Here is an 18,916-nt window from a genome sequence, read left to right on the forward strand (position 1 = left end):
CATGCCCGCCGGAGGCTTTAGCTTCAAATGCGCTTTTCGACTGCGGCCGATGTTTGCTATAGCGCGACAATCTGGCTGGGAAGCGCGCGACAGTCAGGGGTTCTTCCGCATATTTGGTGCAGCTGAGCGACTGGGGTTGGATAGGGTGCGCGGTCGTTCTCAGGCAGCCAGAAGGACGCGTCGACGCAATAGCAGGTAGCTTGCCCGGCCATGCATTTGTCGTTTGATGGCTTTGATCCTGCTGATCTGGCCTTCCGGACTGGTTGTCCAGGAGATAGTTATTGCCGCTCGGACCGCATCGATGTCGCGCGCGATGCCGTTGGCGAAGCTCTTGAGCTCGCTGTTGGCTGCTTGTGTGATCCATTCATCGAGCTCGGCGATGTCGCTACCACTGAGAAGGGACACAAACCGCTTCGCCAGATCGGCCGCCGTGGCGAGTTCCGGAGCTTGCGCAAACAGATGGCCGAGAAACAGCCTGGCTTCAGCATCGATCTGATCCGGATCCTGGCTCAAGTACCAAGCACAGCGACGACGCGTGGGAGCTTTCCAGGTCAGGTGTGGTTGTGCTGTTCCTCCCGCGTCCGCACGTGCACGCCTGTCAGCGGACCATCGCGCGACGGTCACCCGACTTCCAGTATAGCCCTGTTGCTGAAGCTCTCGCCAAAGCTGCTGGCCCACCTGGCAGCCGGAGGCCCACCGCGCTTCGAGCCACGCCTCGAAGGGACCGATAAGATGTGAAGGTCTGTAAGGACGCAAATGCTCCGGTTCGCGCCAGCGGCCAGCCAGCGCTGTATAGTGCGTCTGTCGACGCCGAGCAGGTGGGCGATTCTGGATGTCGGGCAACCTTGCTCGCGTAGGCGACAGATTTCATCCCAGCGTTCGCGTCGCGCAGCCTTCCGATCCGCCCGCAACTGTGCAAGACCGGGCGGCGCCGTGGAACTGCCGGTCTCCGGTCTTTGCGCGGACGCCATGATTTGCACGGCGGCGGCTACGTTGTGACGATGGCGGCCGACCGCGTGGCGCAGGGCGTCCCCAAACTGTTGAGCAGGTGCCAGCGGTCCGCCACCTGCACCGCGTCGGGCGCGCCGCAGCGTGTGCCATCAGCATAAAGTCCCGCACGATCGCGGGCGACGATTCCGGGCCAGCGCTTCAGCCAGCGCGCAACACTGTCGGCGTTACGATCGGGAAGCAGGTCAAGCACGCAATTACGCTCCAGATCGCAGATGATCGTTCCATATCGCTGGCCACGACGCCAGGCCCAATCGTCGATGCCGACAACGGTCGGGGCAACGAAATCCGGCAAGGGAGCCGAGTGAATCATTCGGAGCAAGGTGTCGCCACTGACCGGCATAGCCAGTTTGCGCGACAGGCGCGAGCCGCGCTCACCGCCGACCGCAAAGCCGATCGCCAGTTAGCTCTCGCCGAGGCGGGTTGTGCGTCCTGCTTTCGGTCGCACCGTTGCCGGTAGCCGCTCGGTGAATATCAGACGCGGGCATTGCGGATTCGCGCATCGAAACCGTCGCGCGTGAAGCCGGATTTCGACAACCCGCCCCTGCGACGGCAGATCGGCTAATCGTCGCACGTAGTGGCTGTGGACGCGACCGTCTGGTAGCCGCAATAGGGACAGAGTGAGACCGCTGACTTCGGCCGAGCCACGAGCACCTCCCTGTCGGTCTGGGGAAGAATCTGGACAATCGAAAGCTCGGGCGAAATCAGCGAGCGGAAGGCATGGAGCAAGGCGAATCACGGGCGTCGACTGCGTTTCCGACCTTATGCCCTTATTCGAACTGTCCGTGAATCCCGCACCCTGCACCAAATATGCGGAAGAACCCCAGATTGCCACGCGGCAGTTTGGTCCGCCACGGCCGCCACACCGAATACTGTTCTGTTGACGCGGCCCTGGATCTATCATTCACAATCTACTTCTCGGTTCGGCGCTTCGCTCTTGATGCCTTGCCGGTTCGCGGCACTCCGAGGGCCTCAATGATAGAGCGCGCATCGCGAGATGCTCGTGGTCCTACGCACCTAACAAAAGGGGCAGGAGCGTCGCCTCACCTTGATCGCGTCCACGCATATCGGTTCAGTATGGGCCGGGCGACGAACTTTTTTCGGATTGCAGATTGACCCTATGCGCTCGGGGGAGCATGCCGCTACGCGCGCCGATCGAGTCAGCAAGATCGCGAGTCCCCGCGCGCAAATCGCCAATGCGCTAAGGTCAAATCGTCCAAGTGTGATCTGCTAACAGGCGTCGGCCTCGTAAAGAGCCGAACTACTCCTGCTCAAGATTTGAGGGGCGATTTGCGCTGTCCATGGCAATCCTGAGCAATCGTCACCGCGCCACGCACCCCAGGCCTCTACGTTGGCACTCAAACCGATCCGGACTGACCTTCGTTATGTAAGCTGCCGCTCGCGATTCGTCTACTCAAGCGAGCATCATGAGAAGATCGACCCTCCACGAAAAACGGCCGCCGGCTTTTCGACCGGCGGCCAAGTCAGGGAGGAAACGCCCGCCAAGGGCGGCGGTAGACTCGTTACCGCAACTACCCCGATCGCTCGGCGGCTCCGCATGTATAGCTAATCCATACTCATGCGTATCTCGCGCGACGCATCGAACAGTCCGTATATTTCAGCAGTATCAGCAGCGCGTCACTTTCGTGCGCATCGTACCAACATTTGACCCGCTCTGCTACGAGCGGACGCAAGAAATGTGTGATCCAATTCCCACGGACCGCGCGGTGTTGCAACATCTCAGCATGCCTCACGAGCGCTCTAATCGATTTGCGGCTGATTGCCGGCATAGAGAAGCCGGCGATGTACCGCCGGACAATTCCGACTTGGTATCGATCCCTCTGAAAATGGTATTGGCCTTGTGGAGCTGTTTGCCGAGAATGCTAGGCGTGTTTGCGTGAGACCGCGTGCTTTTGCGCGCGGCGTGCCAGCGCTGATGGATAAACTCGAGATGCAGCCAAAGCGTGCGAAGAGGCTCAACATCTCTTCCCTCCGTGAGATACCAAGACCTTTCTGATCAGGAAGAAACAGCATGCGTTGTAGGCTCAAGTTCTCATTACCCATCCTGTTGCTCGCGGTGGTCGGCAATCCGTATCCGTCGTTGGCGCAGGATGACGGACCTCTTTTCGCCTCGATCCGCAAGGCTGGCGAAGTCAAAATGGCTCTTGGCTCGGCGCCTCCGTGGGACATGATATCGCCGGATGGGAAGGCAACTGGCTATGGGCCTGAGCTCATGAATCTCGTACTCAAGGGCATGGGGTTGCCGGAGCTTAAGGGTATGCTGATGGATTGGGGCGCCCAAGTTCCCGCGCTGCAGTCCCGTCAGGTCGACTTTGTAGCCCCCGGCCTGGGTTACACGGAAGAGCACTGCAAAGCGGCGATTTATTCGGGGCCCAATTTCGTGGCGCTGAACGGGTTGTATGTCGCGCGTGGAAACCCCAAACACATCACGAGCGTCGACCAGATCGCACAGAACCCCGACATCAAGGTAGCGAACGCTGCAGGAGGGGACTATTGGCCGTACTTATCGAAGGTGGGACTCAAGTCCGCGCAGTTCGTGAACGTCCCCGACATTCCGGCTGCCGTAGCGATGGTCACCGGCGGCCGAGCAGATGCGACCTACCTTTCGGCGGTCGCAATCATTCACCCGGAACAGAAAGGTCTCGAATTCATCGTCGACAAGCAGTCGCCAGCGTTTGGCTTTGGCGCGATGTTCCGCAACGAAGACGAGGCTTTCCGCGACACGTTCGACAAGGAACTGAACAAATTGCGCGGCAACGGCGTGATGAAAGACCTTCTCGAGAAGTACTGGAAGCAGGCCTACGGCGATCTAGATGGTTTCGACGCCGCGTGGGACGTCCTCTCCAGGATGCAGAAGGCCAGTGACCTCGTACAAAGCTGCAGGTAGTGCGTCACGCCTGTGAAAGCTGCGCCGAACGCGACATTACCGTCAAGTGGCTCGACGTGGAGGGCCGCGTTACACATCAGTCCGGGGTCTCGTTGCTGTCGTACGGCATGAGATGCGCTTCGCCCGCCTCGTCTGGCGTCATTGAGCCTGACCCCTCCCATCGAATAGGGTCCGCTCGACGAGTGCTCAGCAAACAAGAGCGTACGCGCACCGCTCCATCCTGCGGTACGTTCTGAACCAATGACGCGAGACCATCCATGCAGACTGTTTCCGACCTCGTTCGAGCCCGCGCCCAAGACAGCCGTCAGCGAGTCTTCTGTTCGTTCCGAGGACAACACACCACATACGGACAACTACTCGCCGGCGTCCAGGAAATGGCCGGCGCATTGGTTCACGCCGGTGTGAAGCCAGGCGATCGAGTTGGCTTGATGCTCGGCCCTTCCGTTGAGCACATCCAATTGTATCTAGCCATACCCTGGATAGGCGGGACGGTCATACCCTTCAGTATCCATCTGAGATCGGCCGGGCTCGAGCTCCAGCTCGATAGCTGCAGACCACGAGTACTGCTCGCCAATCGCATGCATGCCGATTCGATCCGCCAGACCTTGTCTGCGTTGCGCCAACGGCCGTCCGTGGTGTGGTTCGAAGATGGCATCAACCGTGACGGCGAATTTCAGCTGAATGCACTTCTAGGCGCGAGTCAGCGCGTGCGGAGCGCCGTTGCACGATCTTTCGACGATCCCATCGTGATCGGTTACACATCGGGAACGACTGGCGCCCCCAAAGGCGCAGTCTTGTCGGAATGCTACTGGTGGGTCGGCACAAAGAACGCGGCCATCCTCTCGGAGGCTCAACGCGACGACACCTTCTTCCTTTGGGAACCCTTCTATCACGGCGCCATGATGACAGTCTCGATCGCGCTGCAAAAAGGGGCGCGCATCCATATGGTCGAGCGCTTCAGCGCCTCGCAGCTATGGGACCAGATTGCAGCGGCTGGAGCAACCAAGCTTCACTATCTAGGTGGCGTGGTGAACATCATCCTGGCGCAGCCACAGGTCGAAAGCGAGCGTGACAATCCGGTCTCGATCGCATGGGGAGGGGGGTGTCCCGCCGGCAGCTGGCGCAAGCTTGAAGAGCGCTTCGGTCTGAAGGTGCGCGAAGGATACGGGCTCACGGAAGGTCAGAACTTTACCCACCTGAACTTGCGCGGAGTGTTTGGCTCAATGGGCACCCCGATCGAGGAGCTCGACTGCTGCGTGATCAATGACCACGGCGAAACTGTCGGTCCGGGCGTCGTAGGCCAACTTGTGCTCAAACCAAAAGCTCCCGGCGTTTCGATGAGCTGCTACTGGGGTGAGCCGGAGAAGACTGCCGAAGTGCTTCGGGATGGGCGTGTTTACACCGGCGACCTGGTGATGTTCGATGAAGAGGGCAATTACTACTTCAAGGGCCGGAAGAAGGATGCGATGCGCCGCCGGGGCGAAAACGTATCAGCGTGGGAACTTGAGCGCGTGATAAATGCGGCTCCCAATGTGGAGGAGTCGGCAGTCATCGGCGTCGCTTCTTCACTTGGACAGCACGACCAAGAGATCATGGCAATTATCAAGCTGCGTTCAGGGGCAACGCCTGATCCCGTCGAGATTGTCAACTTCTGCGTAGATCGGCTCGCCTACTATCAAGTGCCGCGCTTCATCCAATTCGTTGAGGAGTTCCCCCGGGGACCCAGCCAGCGAATCCAGAAGCAACTGATTGAAGTCGATTTTCAGAACGCATGGGACGCCGAAACCGCCGGTGTCATGCCGAAGCGAACTGCCTAAGGACCTCAATGATGAGACAAGGCAAGAGGTCTATCCATATGCCTCGATCTGCTTGAACGAATACAGCAACCGACTAACGCGCACGCGCGCCCATCTTTGATGAGGAAGCGAGATGAGACGAACAGAATCCGCTCCACGGCCAGCAAGCGACGCCGCGATAGCTGGATCCAAGGGTAGGGAAGAAGATAAGGAAGAAACGTTCACCTTGGCTCGCCACTATGCTGACCTACACTATGACGGTATCCCAGCCGATGTATGCCAAGAGGCGAAGCGCATGCTTCTCGATACGTTGGGCTGCGTGATTTCGGCTAAGTGCACAGAAACTGGGCAAATGGTCTCCCAGCTCGGTGCCGCCTTGGGAGCAGGTTTTTTCGCCGACGGCACAGATTTCCTCGGCCGCTCGTACGAAATCGGGCGTCTAGGCAATCTGATGGATCTCGAAGAGGGCTATGCCTACTGCCATTTCGGTGCGGTCGCGGTGGCGAGCGGGATGACAATGGCGCGCTGGCAACGTTTGTCAGGCAAAGAGCTCCTAAGTGCACTGGTAGTCGGCTACGAACTCGCCGGCCAGATTGCCCTTGGAATCGGTCCCGAATTCAAGGTGACCGAGGGACGGGCGAATGGGAGACTGGACGTCTGGGGAATCACGGCGCCTCCCGTGTTTGCCGCTGTTGGTGCAGCGGCGCGGGCCTTGAACCTCTCCGCGGAGCAGACGACGCAGGCCTATGGCATCGCAGCCTCGAATATGCCGATCCCTATCGGAGGCAAATGGACGACGGAGGTCGATCTGCCGAACACGAAATATGGCGATATGGGCTGGTGTGCCTTGACAGGCGTGTTCGGCGCAGTATCCGCGATGCGCGGGTCAACGGCGGTTACCTCAATACTCGGCGGCGAGAATGGGCTGATCCGTATCGTACAGGGCGGAGACAACAACAGCCAGCGCTTCCTAGCCCACCTCGGCAGCCGTTGGCACTTGCGCAGCATCTGGTACAAACGCTGGACTTGCTGCGGATGGATTCAATATCCGCTGGCCGCACTCGAGCGCTTAATGACCAAGCACAGCATCGGCGCGGATGACGTATCGGAGGTGGTCGTCGAAATTGCCTCCGGCGCAACTGTCAAAAGATTTACCGACACTCAGCCGCAGAGCTTCATCAGCTTGCAGTTCAGCATCCCCCACGCCATTTCGATGCTGCTGATGAACGTCCCGGCAGGACCAGAATGGCTATCGGCAGAGCTCGCGCAGGCGCGGGCGGTGAAAACGATGCGCGAGCGTGTCCGGGTGGAGGGATACGCGATACCTCAAGCTTACTCTTATGCGGATCCATTCGCAGATACCGATGCAACGCAGGGCGTACCTTCCGCCGTCCGCGTCACAACCACGAAGGGTACATTCCGGGAGGAAAGCGATTACATCTGGGCCGACAACCATCACCCCAAGAACCGTATCGACGATTCTCACATTCAAGCGAAATTTCGGGGTCTCGTCGGCGCGGATCACGCGGATCGCTTGGTCGCGCTCGTTGCCGATATCGAGCGCGTCGACGATGCCAGTGTCCTTGTCGATGCCTTCTATGCCGCGATGGCAAACAGTCGGTGAGTTGGAGCGACTGCATAATGACGATGCAAAAGGGCAAAAAATTTCCCTTCCACCCTGACGATTTGCTCTCAGAAATACGTGACGGCGTGCTCGTGCTCACTATTAACAGGCAGGCGCGCTGCAATGCCTGGACAGAGGCCATGCGGGAAGAGCTCATGCGCAAGCTGCTCGCTGCAGACGAGGACGCCAATGCCGAGGCAATTGTTCTCACTGGCGCAGGACCCAAAGCCTTCTGCGCGGGCCAAGATTTGGGCGAGACCAGCGCTGATATCGTTGAAGTCCGCGCTACTCTCGATCGCTTCGCAAGCTGCTACGATGCGGTGCGCAATTTCAGCAAGCCGCTTGTCGCCGCGGTCAACGGCGTTGCCGCGGGCTCCGGTTTCCAGCTTGCTCAGTTGTGCGACTACGTGGTCGCTCATCCAAATGTTAGGATGGGTCAGACGGAAGTGAAGGCAGGACTTCCAAGCATATTCGGCCTGTGGTTGATGTGGGAGCGAATTGGCAGCCGGGCCTACGAACTCTCACTGCAGGGGCGCCTTATGGAAGCCAAAGAAGCGAAGCACCTCGGTTTCATCAACGAGATTGTAGATGAAGCCGGGGTGCTGGACGCTGCGGTAGACGTGGCCCGTCGTCTGGCCAAGCAGCCTCGTCTGGCGTTCAGGATCTCTAAGACCGCCATCCGCTGCTTTGACGAGGAGCGCTACCAGAATGCCTGGAAGGTGGCTTTCGCTGCTTATAGAGAGGCATTTGAGAGTGGCGCACTTGAAAAGGAAGTCCAACGCTTCTTCGAAAACCGTGGCGTCGACAAATTTTAACGCGAATAGCGGTTGAAGGGCCCCAAATGTCGTAAGACCGATGGAGTTTCTCCATTTGCAAGACAAGCTCAAGCGCAGGAGCTTTCAGCAGGGCGAGCGTCGAGGGCGATGTCGTCACAGGGTTGGCTAGGACGGACGCCGTCGCACTGAGCGAGACTCGCCCCGGCATGTGAATTGTCTTGGCACTTGACCGACGCGGGCACGATTGGCGATCGGCCATATGAGCCTATCACCGCAGGGCCGCCTCAACGAACACACACAGATCTCGAAAGCGACGAATCGCCAGGTTGGATCGGACGCTATGACCCAGCATGAGGCATTTAGCAACGGAGAACCGACCGTTCTCTCACTCACCTTTTGAAGCGCCTACGCACCGAAAAACGCACCGCGAATCTAACAGATGGTTAGCAATGAGCAGAGCAACGACTCTTTACCTGAACGCCAGGACCGTTCAGTCGTGCCTTTCTGATGAAGAAGTCTATGAGATTGTCAGCCAGACGCTTCGCGAGATGAACACGGCGCACGTCGTGAGAGGTCCTAAATCGGGATTTGGCGTAGACATCGACGGGGACCACCTCCACATGGGTAGCGTCGCCGGCTGCGTACTCTCAAGCTCCGCGGCAGGACTCAAATGGTTCGTCATGACGGGCAACAACCGAGCGCGGGATTTGCCGCGCGCTCTGGCAACGCTCGTGATCTCTGACGCAAAAACTGGATCGCTCGAGGGCGTGCTGGACGCCACCCAGCTCACGTGTGACCGGACGGCCGCGATGGGAATCGCTGCCGCATTTGCATGCGCACGGCGGCAACTAAGAAATGTGGCCGTCATTGGGGCGGGCCACGTTGGCCGCGGCCTGGTGAAGCTCCTGGCAGTAACGCAGCCCGTTGATCGCATTGCGGTGTGGGCACGGACGGAATCAAGTGCGCAAGCTGCATGCGAACATGCAGCCGCGTCTCTTCCTCGGGGCCTTAGCCTCTTTGCTACCTCGGACATTCCCTCTGCCGTCCGTGATGCTGACGTCGTATTCACAGCCACTGCGGCCCCTGAAGCTGCTGACCTTGTCCACGCGGAGTGGCTCAAGCAGGACGCGATCGTTTGCACGCTCGGCTCACCAGGAGATGTTGACATCCAGCTGATCTCGCAAGCCTGGATTGTCGTTGACGACCCGGATGGCGTTAGAATGCGGAACAGCAGATTTCGTGAGGGGGGCGCAGCATGGGGGCGAATCGCGGGCGATCTCGGTAGCTTGATGTCGGGTCAGCTCCGGCTTCCCGAGTGCAAGACCAGAATTCACCTTACGCTTGCGGGACTTGGCGTTCTTGATGTGGCTTTGGGCGCCCGCGCTCTTGCAAATGCGAGGCTTAAGAGTCTCGGGGTGCCGCTTGAGAAATGATGCGGACAGGTTTGATGCACTTGTTGTGGGCGCCGGTGTTGTCGGCGTCACCGCAGCCATGGCCTTGCAGCAGCGGGGCCTGAAAGTCCTGATACTGGACCAGCAGCCCCCGGGGCAAGGCTGCAGTTTTGAGCAATGCGGGCGTGAACGTCCCGACCGGATTTCCCCTTAGCGCGCACTTCCGTGTTTCCCACGTTCCGGCTCAGTTTCTGAAGGTGAGCTCACCCGCGGCCCTCGATTGGGCGTCACCTCCAAGGCTCCTTCCTTGGGCCATCGAATATGCTAAGGCGATTCGGCCGAATCGGATTGAGCATAACGTGAGACTGCTTCACGACCTCGGCCGCGACGCACTCCGCTCCTACGAGCTGTTACTCGGGTCTGACCTCCCATCGATCCACAGACGTGGCTACCTCATTGTCCACCTTTCGCCGTTGGAGATCGAGTCTGCATCCCGTTCGAACGCCATTCGCGCTTCGCTTGGTGCAACTGTCCGGATGATACCTGAGGCAGATCTTATGGAAATGGAGCCTGCCATCAGCGGACTGAGGGCACAGGCTACATTCGTCGAGAAAGCAGCTCACGTTATAGATCCGTCGGCTTTCGTAATCAGACTCGCGGAGGTGTTCGTCCGGCGCGGTGGCATCTTGCGCTGCGAACGCGTCCAAAGTCTGGAATGCCAAGAAAACGGAGAAGTGACTGTCACTTGTGCTCGCCAGAACTACTCACCCGGAACCGTGGTTCTCGCCACCGGCGCCGAGGTTAACCTGCGGATTCCGAGATGATGGTGCGCAGCGTACCGACTTGATGGCGCGCGGGGTTCCGAAATGATCGCGCGCAGCATTCCGAGCATTGTCCGCGCAGCATTCCGATTTCATCGCGCGCAGTTTCGGATGGTGTGAGGCCCGATCGTTGGGTCATTTCTCCGGCTGGAAACAGCTTGGAGAATTGGATGCCAACGAGGAGGGTTATCATGCGCCAGGTGCGCGAGATCGTGAGGTTGAGCCTTGAGGCTGGGCTCTCGACGCGTGTGGTTGGCGAGCGTGTCGGCGTCGGGTCGACGACGGTACGTGACACGCTGAAGCGGTTTGCCCGCGCGGGCCTGGCATGGCCAGTCGCGGAAGCGATAAGCGACGCCGAGCTGGAGCAACTGCTGTACGGGGTGCCTGGCGTGAAGCCTGGCCGGCGCAAGGTGGCCGAGCCTGACTGGTCCGTTATTGCCCGCGAGCTCAAGCGCAAGCATGTGACTTTGCAGGTACTGTGGGACGAGTACATTGCAGAGCATCCGGACGGGTACCGGTACAGCCGTTTCTGTGACCTGTTCCGCAACTGGGAAGGCCGGCTGCCGCTGGTGATGCGCCAGCACCACGGCGGGGGCGAGAAATTGTTTGTCGACTATGCCGGCGACACGGTGCCGGTGGTCGACCGAAAGACTGGCGAGGTGCGTGACGCGCACATCTTCGTCGCGGTCATGGGCGCGTCCAGCTTGTCGTTTGCGCTGGCGACGTGGACCGAGCAGCTCGGCGACTGGATCGCGGGACATAACGCGGCCTACAGCTTTTTTGGCGGCGCCACGCAACTCCTGGTGCCCGACAACGCCAAGGTCGCGGTGATCAAGGCGTGCCTCTATGACCCTATGGTCAACCGCAGCTATAGCGATATGGCGCAGCATTACGGCACGGCGATTTTGCCGGCACGGCCGCGTCGCCCGAGAGATAAGGCAAAGGTCGAGGCCTGCGTCGGAATCATCGAGCGCTGGCTGCTGGGGCGGCTGCGCAACCGGACCTTTTACAGCCTGGCCGAACTCAACGGTGCGATCGCCGAGTGGCTGGCCAAGCTCAATGACGGACGGGTGTTGCGCCAGTATGGCCGTACACGGCGCCAGCTGTTCGAGGAAATTGATGCACCGAATCTTAAACCGCTCCCCGGCGAGCCGTGGGTCCATGCCGAATGGCGCCGATGCCGGGTCGGGCTCGACTATCACGTCGAGATCGAACGACACTACTACTCGGTGCCCTATCGCTTCGCCCGTCGCGAGGTAGAAGCGCGGATCTGTGCACGAACGGTTGAAATCTTCCTGGGGGGCGAGCGCATCGCCGCGCACATGCGCGGCAGCGGCAACGGGCGGCACACGACGATCAGCGCCCACATGCCTTCCAGCCACCGGCGCTATGGCGAGTGGACGCCGGCAAAGATCCGCAGCGAGGCAAGCCGGATCGGCCCGATGCTGCGCCTGCTGGTCGATCGGATCATCGAGGATCGGCCGCATCCCGAACAGGGCTATCGTTCGTGCCTGGGCATCCTCCGGCTTGAGAAGCGCTTTGGCGCCGAACGCCTCGAGGCGGCCGCGCTGCGCGCGCTTGAGATCGAGGCTCGCAACTACCCAAGCGTCAAATCGATTCTCGAGAAGGGGCTCGATCGCCTTGCAACGCCCGCGTCCCCCGAGCGCGAGCCGATCATACACACAAACATCAGAGGCTCGGACTATTACCACTAAAAGGGAAGAAAATGCTGACACACCCCACACTCCGCTTGCTTACCCAGCTCGGCCTTACCGGCATGGCCGATGCCTTCACGAGCCTCGCAGACAACGAGGAGGTCCATGATCTCGCTCACGCCGAATGGCTGGCGTTGCTGCTGGACCATGAAGCGACCTGGCGTAACAACCGGCGCCTGGCGCTTCGTCTTCGTAAAGCAAAGCTGCGTCATCATGCCGTGCCCGAGGATATCGACTACCGCGCCTCCCGTGGGCTCGACCGCCGCTTGTTCGACATGCTGCTCAAGGGAGACTGGATCAAAAACCATGAGAATTGCGCCATCGTCGGGCCAACCGGCGTCGGGAAAAGCTGGCTTGGTTGTGCGCTTGGTCACAAGGCCTGCCGGGACAACCACTCTGTCCTTTACACCCGGCTGCCGCGGTTGTTCGAAGAACTGGACCTTGCCCGGGGCGACGGGCGACTCACTTCGCGGATGAAGAGCATCGCCGCCGTCGAGCTCCTGATTTTGGACGATTGGGGCCTCCAGGCCATCGACGCCAATGCCCGTCATTATCTGCTCGAAATCCTTGAAGACCGCTACGGCCGTCGATCAACACTCGTCACCAGCCAGCTCCCAATTGCCAAATGGCATGAGCTCATAAACGACCCAACTTACGCTGATGCCATACTTGATCGCCTGCTTCACAACGCTCACAGGCTCGAACTGAATGGTGACTCCATGCGTCGCTCGCCCGTTCTTCCTCGGCCTTGATTACGGGATCAGCCGATGAAGACCGAGACTGCAGCCCGCGAATCTGACCGGCCGCTACGGCACTGTTGGGGGTGCGCGTCCGGTCAGCTTCGCTCCGTCGAGCGACACCATCAAACATCAGGCGTGATCTCTTCGGCAGCCGCTTGACCACGGGCTAACGATAGTGCCAATTGCCTTAACGATCGGGGGCCCTCACAAGCGCGCGATCAGATTGGAACGCTGCGCGGCATCAGATTGGAATAGCTGCGCGCGATCATTGGAATCCGCAGTTAACCAGCTCTTGGCGAGTTGCGGTCACAAGATCCCGCTCATTGCAGAGCGAGGCTACCACGTTGAACTGGACGTCGAGCCCGGATTCGTCAGCCGGCCACTTTCGCTACCGAGCCTGGGTGTAGTTCTCACGCCTAGCGAACGAGGAGCGCGAATCGCCGGCTTGAGTCACTTTGGTTGGCCAGGTTTGAAAGCTCGTCCCCAGTTGCTCTCGTCCGCACTGGAGCGTGCCCGCAAGCTGCTACCGGCGCTCAAAGCGCGACCCGGTTGCCAGGTTTGGAGCGGAGAGCGCCCGGCCACCCCGATTCCATCCCAATTGTCGAACGGGTACCCACTCTTCGTCGCCTCTTCGCGGCAACCGGACTGGGACACGCAGGATTCACCTCGGCCGCCGTTACAGCACGCGGCCTTGCCGACCTCGTAACAGACAACGCGTCGGACTATTCAAGCCAGCTCAGTTCAGAGTGCTTCGGCCTCTGGTAAGATATGTGTTCACGCGTTTTCATGCGGAGCTAACGCGTAGAGGACGATTGCGGTCAGGTACGAACAACACGGCACAAGCGGTCACCAAACTGGTTCATAGTGACGATGTCGGATGGAGTGTTTCGGCCAGTATGGCAGAAGGTTCCCGCCTAATGTCGGGCCATTTTCCAGGTCGTATGTTGCGCCCGATCGGCGGTGATTCACGCCAATCCTTCTCATTAGCTCAGAAGCTATCGATAGCAGGTCATCAAAAGCTCCCTTATCTATCCAAGCGTCCAAGGTTCGGCGCCGACCGGCGCCTCATATTGCGCTGCCGGAGCAACCAGATTGGGGCGAGACGCCGTTCTTGGAAGTAAGGCACATTGGCAGCCGATTCCTTGTCGTGCGTTCATGCGCGCTCCGGACGACTTCCGCCCAGCGCACCGATATTTTCTGGTCAGCTTGATGGGTAATTTGCCGTCTGCCAATCTTGATGGCAGGTTTTTGTAGTTTATAATCAATGCATGGATATCAGGCACTTTCGTTACTTCGTGGCCGTTGCGGAAGCTCTCAGCTTCGCTAGGGCAGCGCGCGATCTCAACATGAGCCAGCCGCCTCTTTCGAAGCGAATTGCCGATCTCGAAGCAGAGTTGGACGTAAAGCTGTTCGACCGTACCAGCAAAAGGGTTGATCTGACCAGAGCGGGTAAAGCGTTCCTACCGAAGGCGCGCGCTGCCGTGGAAGCATTCAATGCTGCTCTGCACGTGGCACGGTCACTGTCGCCAAGGCGACCAAGGCGCTTTCGGATCGCACTCCCGTCCGAAACCTCGCGAAACGTGGTATCGGCGATTGCAACGTGCCTGCGGCAGGAGCAGATAGAACTGGATCTGATTGAGGCCAATACAATCGAGCAGGAAGGTCTATTAGCGGCTGGCAAAATAGAGGTCGGTGTTCTCCGCTATCCGTTCAATAAAAGGGGGCTTTGGGTGTCAGAGCCGCTTGGGCAGCCGCTAGGCGTAATCATTTCTGCCGAGCATCCACTTGCAGCAATGGATAAACTATGTCTTCGCGACCTAAACCCCTATGCTCTGGTGCAGTATGAGCGTCATCTTCACCCGCGGCTTTACGATGAAACCATGAAGCTTTGCCGCGCCGGCGGTTACGTTCCGGCGCGTATTCTGCATAGCGCCTGGATGACGAAGGCGTTTCTCAGAATCGAGTCTGCAGTTGCGCTCGCGACAGAGCAGCTTCCTAAGCAACACAGTGGAACCGCACCGAACGAATTTGTCTGGAGACCTTTGGAAGGATCGCCCATTCATTGGTGGACATCCGTCGTTTGTAGATCCGATGAGTACGTTGGACCAATGCAGGTGGTTGTTAATGTGATATTTACTTCTTTGCAGCAACACGAAAATTGGGCTCCTATGCCGCGGCCGGCCACAGCTCGACGCACCGAAAGCGGGTTCAATAGGCACAAGGGCCACCGCTCCACGGCGCCCATACCCCCTCACTAAACTATGCCTGAGAGCGCCGGCCTTGGCGCTACGACACACACCAAGTTCGACTGTTATCCAATCAGGCGAAGAATAGCGTCAAGCTCGTATCGGAAGTACCCATCCGGTGAGGGCCCCTGGTCAGGTTGCCCTGGACTGTCTGAAATCCAGTGATCTCGCTACTTGCACCATGCCGCGAGCCCGCGATAATCGTCTGGAGAAGCCCCAGGAACGTAAGCATTCGCCCAGGGCCGCGGAGCCTAGCTCCGGTGCGATGATGTGTGGACGGCCTGTTTTCCGCGGTTGACGGCCGGTTCGTGCGAGGGCCTCGTTGCTTTCGAGGAGCGAGGGCATGCGGATCGAAGACCAGCTTCGCGATCGGCTGAAGAAGGTGGAGGCGCTGTATTTCGGCGCGGCCACGGCGGGAGAACGCGACGCCGCTGAAGCCGCAGCAGAGCGGCTGAAGGCCAAGCTCGAGGAGGTCAGTCGTCGCGATCCCCCGATCGAGATGAAGTTCAGCCTGCCAGACCAATGGTCGGTCCGGCTGTTCATTGCCTTGTGCCGGCGTTATGGCATTCGGCCGTTCCGATATCCGCGGCAGCGCGCGACGACGATCATGGTCAGGGCGCCGCGCCGCTTTTTCGACACCGTGGTGTGGCGGCAGTTTTCCGACCTGCACACGGACCTCTGGCTGTATTTCGAGCAGACCACAGAACGGCTGATCCGGGAGGCTATCCACGCCGATACTGCTGACGCCGAGACGACGGTCGAACCGGCCAGCCTGCGATGACGCGCATCCTGGCCCGCTCGCGTACAGCTCTCCAATTGCACGCCAGAAGCTCGCGCAGCCCGTCGATGATCGTTCTGACCCGGCGCGATAGTGATCAGGCCGCCTGAGCGATAGCGGACGCCGCGCACTTCCATTCCCAAGGCAGTAGCTCGTGAAGCCGGCCTTGCGGAATGCCGGCGATGCGAGCGAGCACGTCAGCGAGCCAGGCCAGCGGATCGATGTCGTTGAGCTTGGCCGTCATGATCAGCGTGGCCATGGCCGCGGCCCGGTCGGCCCCGCGTTCGGAACCGGCAAAGAGCCACGATTTGCGTCCGAGCGCAAAGCCGCGCAGCGCGCGCTCGGCCGCGTTGTTGGTGAGGCAGATCCTGCCGTCGTCGATGAATCGCGCAAACCGGTCCCAACGTTTGAGCATGTAGTCGATCGGTTCGGCGACGGAGGCAGAGCGCGACAGGCGGGCACGCTCATCGCGCAGCCAGGCTTCCAGGACCGTCAAATGAGGCGCGCTTTGTTCATGTCGCACCCGCAGCCGCTCTTCGGCGCCTAGGCCATTGATGCCGCGCTCGATATCGAACAGCACGTCGATGCGCCTGACCGCCTCCAGCGCGACAGGCGAGATCGCCGCTGCGTTCTTGCCGCGCCGGAAATTGGCGGCAATATCCGCTAACTCGAAGAACTGCCGCCTTGCGTGCGCCCAACACAGGGCCGACGTAACCGGCCCCGGCAAGCGGGACGCCTTGTAAAGTTCGTTGTACCCGTCATAGGCATCGGCCTGCAGAATGCCGGCGAAGTTTCGAAGATGCCGGACGGGATGTTCATGGCGTCGGTCCCGAGAGGCGTAATACAGCGCCGCCGGCGGTGCACGTCCGCCAAACGGCCGGTCGTCGCGGACATAGGTCCAGATGTGCCCCTTTACCGTCTTGCCCTTCGCCAGGATCGGCACCGTGGCGTCGTCGCCATGCAACCGTTCGGCGGCCAGAACGTGGGCCTCGATCAGCGCATGCAGCGGCTGCAGCACCGTAGTGCAGGCCCCCACCTGGTCGGCCAGCGTCGAGAGGCTGAGATCAATGCCTTCGCGCCGGTATCGCTCGCTCTGGCGGTTCAGCGGCTGGTGCTGGCCGAACTTCTCGAACAGGATCATCGCCAGCAAATTCGGCCCAGCGAAGCCGCGCGGGGTAACATGGAAGGGCGCCGGCGGCTGGGTAATCGTCTCGCATTCCCGGCACGAGAACTTCTCGCGCACCGTCTGGATCACCTTCCAGGACCTGGGGATGACCTCCAGCGTTTCGGTGACGTCCTCGCCGAGCTTCGACAGCTTCGCCGAGCCGCAGCAGGGACAATTCTCGGGCGCAGCAATCACCACGCGCTCACGCGGCAGATGATCGGGGAAGGGTTTGCGCGAAGGCCGCTTGCGCTGGAATGAGCGTACCGTCTGTGCACCGGCCGCGGCCTGTTCGGCCGCCATCTCATCTTCGGTCGCGGCTGCTTCCAGGTCCTCCAGCTGCAATTCCATCTGCTCGAGCAGCCGCGCCTTGCGTTCTGAGCTGCTGCCGTGAAGCTCGCGCCGCAGCTTCTCGATCTCGAGCTTGAGATGGGCGATCAGCGCTTCCGTGTTCGCGTTCACAGCCTGGACGCGGGCTGCAACCGCCTCGGCTTCCACACGCGCAGCGCGCTCCTTAAGGATCATCGCGTGAGCGGCGGCGAGATCGGATGGGAGCGATTCAGCTGCGTCTTTCATTAGACGATGGAATCACATCCGCCGCGATCCACAAGCCAAAACTGTCAGCCGACCGACGTCGGACGCCAGGTTTCCTGAGGATTGCGCCAGTCAATTCCGGACAGCAGGTAACCAAGCTGTGCCGGTGAGATCGTGATCGCGCCGTCGGCTGGGCTCGGCCACAAAAACCGCCCGCGCTCCAGCCGCTTGTACCTCAACTGAGAATGCAGACTCTTCGGATGCAGCGCGGCAGTTTGTGCGAGTGACGCATCCATTCCACCCATTGTTCGGGCGGCAGCTTCCCTGCGTCGGCAAACGATACAACCGGTATGGCGAACGCCTGTTACTGCAGGGCGACGGCGCCACCGTATGGTCAGTTCCTCCGCAATGGACCGATCTCGTGAGCCCGGATCCAGAGATCATCATGGGTCATGGACGGGCACTTTTGCGTGCTGTCGACCTGATGGATCTGGCCAGCCTGGTGAAGCGCCTTTCCGACAGGGCAGCCTCGCGATCGCGCAAACCGTAAAGATGATTATGCCGCAAATGTAAGGTGATTAATGCCGCAACAGTCCTCTCTTGTCCGCGTAGTTCCGCAAAATATCGGCCAATTGTATGCTATCGACTGCTGTCGTGGACTTGACGCTTGCACATTGTGCGGCATAAATACAATTACGTTAATGATTCGCGCGCTCGGAGCCGACGGTGCCGGCGAAGCACGACAGCAAGCGCTCAAAGACCGACACCCTCCTCGAGGAGGGCACGCTCAATCCGACGCCCGAGAAGGTGCGCGATCCAAAGTTTCAGGGAAGCGAGTTCTTCGATCCGCACGACGCCGTGCAGGTCAAGTACGAGATGCTGCGTCGTGTCTCGATCGACAACGCTTCGGTGACGGAGGCTTCCGACGAGTATGGCGTCTCCAGGCCGACCTACTACCAAGCGAAGGCGAACTTCGATGCTGCAGGGATTGCGGGACTGGTCCCAAAGAAGCCGGGCCCCCGCGGCCCCCACAAGGTCCAGGGCGAGGTCCTCGCCTTCCTGCAGGCGCGGCTGGTCCCGGGCGAGCCAGTTCGCGCTCGGGAGCTGGCGAGCTTGATCCGCGCCGAGCTCGGCATCGTGGTTCATCCCAGGACGATCGAGCGAGCATTAAAAAAAACTGCCGGATGAACACGCCACGACACCGGCGTGTTCAATCCTCTCGCCCGCCATTGCGGCCCAGTATGAGGTGCTGCGTATGGCAGCTCTCGGCGAAGCGCTGCCGCCTACGGCCCGCAGTGGCCTCATGCTTTTTCTGCGCCGGGGCATGTGGGGATGGGCGCAGACGCTGGCCGCCGCAGGCCCCGTTCAACAGTCAGTTGCATCGCGTACTCCACCAGCGCCGCGTAACGAGCGCACA

17 protein-coding genes are annotated in these 18,916 nt (G+C 60.1%); 13 read left to right on the forward strand and 4 right to left on the reverse strand.

Annotated features, from left to right (window positions below; translation table 11 throughout):
- Window positions 1-159: 159 nt before the first annotated feature.
- Together XH93_RS41840 and XH93_RS41845 are read right to left on the reverse strand one after the other, a co-directional pair.
- Window positions 160-513, reverse strand: coding sequence for a transposase (locus XH93_RS41840; protein WP_210340459.1), 354 nt, complete (start codon window positions 511-513; stop codon window positions 160-162).
- 475 nt (window positions 514-988) lie between these two features.
- Window positions 989-1,351: a transposase gene (locus XH93_RS41845; RefSeq protein WP_210340460.1), complete on the reverse strand. Its 363-nt coding sequence runs from the start codon at window positions 1,349-1,351 to the stop codon at window positions 989-991.
- Window positions 1,352-3,040: 1,689 nt separating this feature from the next.
- On the opposite strand from XH93_RS41845, the gene XH93_RS09485 reads away from it, so the two are divergent.
- From XH93_RS09485 to XH93_RS09535, 11 genes are all read left to right on the forward strand, one after another.
- Window positions 3,041-3,916 carry a transporter substrate-binding domain-containing protein gene (locus XH93_RS09485; protein WP_194473289.1) on the forward strand — a complete coding sequence of 292 codons (876 nt, stop codon included), beginning with the start codon at window positions 3,041-3,043 and terminating at the stop codon, window positions 3,914-3,916.
- Between the two features lie 257 nt (window positions 3,917-4,173).
- Window positions 4,174-5,733 carry an AMP-binding protein gene (locus tag XH93_RS09490; RefSeq protein WP_194473290.1) on the forward strand — a complete coding sequence of 520 codons (1,560 nt, stop codon included), beginning with the start codon at window positions 4,174-4,176 and terminating at the stop codon, window positions 5,731-5,733.
- Between the two features lie 112 nt (window positions 5,734-5,845).
- A complete protein-coding gene (locus tag XH93_RS09495) occupies window positions 5,846-7,336 on the forward strand; it encodes an MmgE/PrpD family protein (RefSeq protein WP_194473291.1) in 1,491 nt (496 codons plus the stop codon).
- 17 nt (window positions 7,337-7,353) lie between these two features.
- On the forward strand, window positions 7,354-8,151 hold the full coding sequence (locus XH93_RS09500; protein WP_194473292.1) for an enoyl-CoA hydratase/isomerase family protein: 798 nt from the start codon (window positions 7,354-7,356) through the stop codon (window positions 8,149-8,151).
- A 410-nt stretch (window positions 8,152-8,561) separates the two neighbouring features.
- Window positions 8,562-9,545, forward strand: coding sequence for a saccharopine dehydrogenase NADP-binding domain-containing protein (locus XH93_RS09505; protein WP_194473293.1), 984 nt, complete (start codon window positions 8,562-8,564; stop codon window positions 9,543-9,545).
- Window positions 9,505-9,717: an FAD-dependent oxidoreductase gene (locus tag XH93_RS42930; protein ID WP_371815104.1), complete on the forward strand. Its 213-nt coding sequence runs from the start codon at window positions 9,505-9,507 to the stop codon at window positions 9,715-9,717. Before XH93_RS09505 ends, XH93_RS42930 begins: the two co-directional genes overlap by 41 nt.
- A gap of 145 nt (window positions 9,718-9,862) precedes the next feature.
- Complete coding sequence (locus tag XH93_RS42935) at window positions 9,863-10,327, forward strand: FAD-dependent oxidoreductase (RefSeq protein ID WP_194473295.1); 465 nt, start codon at window positions 9,863-9,865, stop codon at window positions 10,325-10,327.
- 188 nt (window positions 10,328-10,515) lie between these two features.
- Window positions 10,516-12,039, forward strand: coding sequence for an IS21 family transposase (istA, locus tag XH93_RS09520; protein ID WP_194473296.1), 1,524 nt, complete (start codon window positions 10,516-10,518; stop codon window positions 12,037-12,039).
- An 11-nt stretch (window positions 12,040-12,050) separates the two neighbouring features.
- Entirely contained in the window at window positions 12,051-12,791 is a 741-nt protein-coding gene (gene istB, locus XH93_RS09525; protein WP_194473297.1) for an IS21-like element helper ATPase IstB, read from the forward strand.
- Between the two features lie 1,256 nt (window positions 12,792-14,047).
- Window positions 14,048-15,037 (forward strand): LysR family transcriptional regulator, encoded by a 990-nt coding sequence (locus XH93_RS09530; protein ID WP_194473298.1) that lies wholly within the window; start codon window positions 14,048-14,050, stop codon window positions 15,035-15,037.
- Window positions 15,038-15,368: 331 nt separating this feature from the next.
- Entirely contained in the window at window positions 15,369-15,806 is a 438-nt protein-coding gene (locus XH93_RS09535; RefSeq protein ID WP_050421751.1) for a hypothetical protein, read from the forward strand.
- 94 nt (window positions 15,807-15,900) lie between these two features.
- On the opposite strand, the gene XH93_RS09540 is transcribed toward XH93_RS09535, so the two are convergent.
- Together XH93_RS09540 and tnpB are read right to left on the reverse strand one after the other, a co-directional pair.
- Window positions 15,901-17,541: an IS66 family transposase gene (locus tag XH93_RS09540; protein ID WP_194473299.1), complete on the reverse strand. Its 1,641-nt coding sequence runs from the start codon at window positions 17,539-17,541 to the stop codon at window positions 15,901-15,903.
- A 44-nt stretch (window positions 17,542-17,585) separates the two neighbouring features.
- Window positions 17,586-17,795: an IS66 family insertion sequence element accessory protein TnpB gene (gene tnpB, locus XH93_RS09545; protein ID WP_210340462.1), complete on the reverse strand. Its 210-nt coding sequence runs from the start codon at window positions 17,793-17,795 to the stop codon at window positions 17,586-17,588.
- On the opposite strand from tnpB, the gene XH93_RS42940 reads away from it, so the two are divergent.
- Together XH93_RS42940 and XH93_RS09555 are read left to right on the forward strand one after the other, a co-directional pair.
- Window positions 17,783-18,049 (forward strand): DUF5372 family protein, encoded by a 267-nt coding sequence (locus tag XH93_RS42940; protein WP_194473301.1) that lies wholly within the window; start codon window positions 17,783-17,785, stop codon window positions 18,047-18,049. The genes tnpB and XH93_RS42940 overlap by 13 nt on opposite strands.
- A 176-nt stretch (window positions 18,050-18,225) precedes the next feature.
- Window positions 18,226-18,687, forward strand: a complete 462-nt coding sequence (locus XH93_RS09555; RefSeq protein ID WP_194473302.1) for a helix-turn-helix domain-containing protein — start codon at window positions 18,226-18,228, stop codon at window positions 18,685-18,687.
- Window positions 18,688-18,916 lie beyond the last annotated feature (229 nt).

This window comes from Bradyrhizobium sp. CCBAU 51753 (genome assembly GCF_015291565.1).
GTDB lineage: Bacteria > Pseudomonadota > Alphaproteobacteria > Rhizobiales > Xanthobacteraceae > Bradyrhizobium > Bradyrhizobium ivorense.

Bases quoted from the DNA above. Each gene is read 5' to 3' on its own strand.
- XH93_RS42930 (WP_371815104.1), top strand. From the start codon at position 9,505: ATGCGAGGCTTAAGAGTCTCGGGGTGCCGCTTGAGAAATGATGCGGAC.
- XH93_RS09530 (WP_194473298.1), top strand. From the start codon at position 14,048: ATGGATATCAGGCACTTTCGTTACTTCGTGGCCGTTGCGGAAGCTCTC.
- tnpB (WP_210340462.1), bottom strand. From the start codon at position 17,795: ATGGATGCGTCACTCGCACAAACTGCCGCGCTGCATCCGAAGAGTCTG.
- XH93_RS09505 (WP_194473293.1), top strand. From the start codon at position 8,562: ATGAGCAGAGCAACGACTCTTTACCTGAACGCCAGGACCGTTCAGTCG.
- istA (WP_194473296.1), top strand. From the start codon at position 10,516: ATGCGCCAGGTGCGCGAGATCGTGAGGTTGAGCCTTGAGGCTGGGCTC.
- XH93_RS09485 (WP_194473289.1), top strand. From the start codon at position 3,041: ATGCGTTGTAGGCTCAAGTTCTCATTACCCATCCTGTTGCTCGCGGTG.
- XH93_RS09500 (WP_194473292.1), top strand. From the start codon at position 7,354: ATGACGATGCAAAAGGGCAAAAAATTTCCCTTCCACCCTGACGATTTG.
- XH93_RS09535 (WP_050421751.1), top strand. From the start codon at position 15,369: ATGCGGATCGAAGACCAGCTTCGCGATCGGCTGAAGAAGGTGGAGGCG.
- XH93_RS09495 (WP_194473291.1), top strand. From the start codon at position 5,846: ATGAGACGAACAGAATCCGCTCCACGGCCAGCAAGCGACGCCGCGATA.
- XH93_RS09540 (WP_194473299.1), bottom strand. From the start codon at position 17,541: ATGAAAGACGCAGCTGAATCGCTCCCATCCGATCTCGCCGCCGCTCAC.
- istB (WP_194473297.1), top strand. From the start codon at position 12,051: ATGCTGACACACCCCACACTCCGCTTGCTTACCCAGCTCGGCCTTACC.
- XH93_RS09490 (WP_194473290.1), top strand. From the start codon at position 4,174: ATGCAGACTGTTTCCGACCTCGTTCGAGCCCGCGCCCAAGACAGCCGT.
- XH93_RS41845 (WP_210340460.1), bottom strand. From the start codon at position 1,351: ATGCCGGTCAGTGGCGACACCTTGCTCCGAATGATTCACTCGGCTCCC.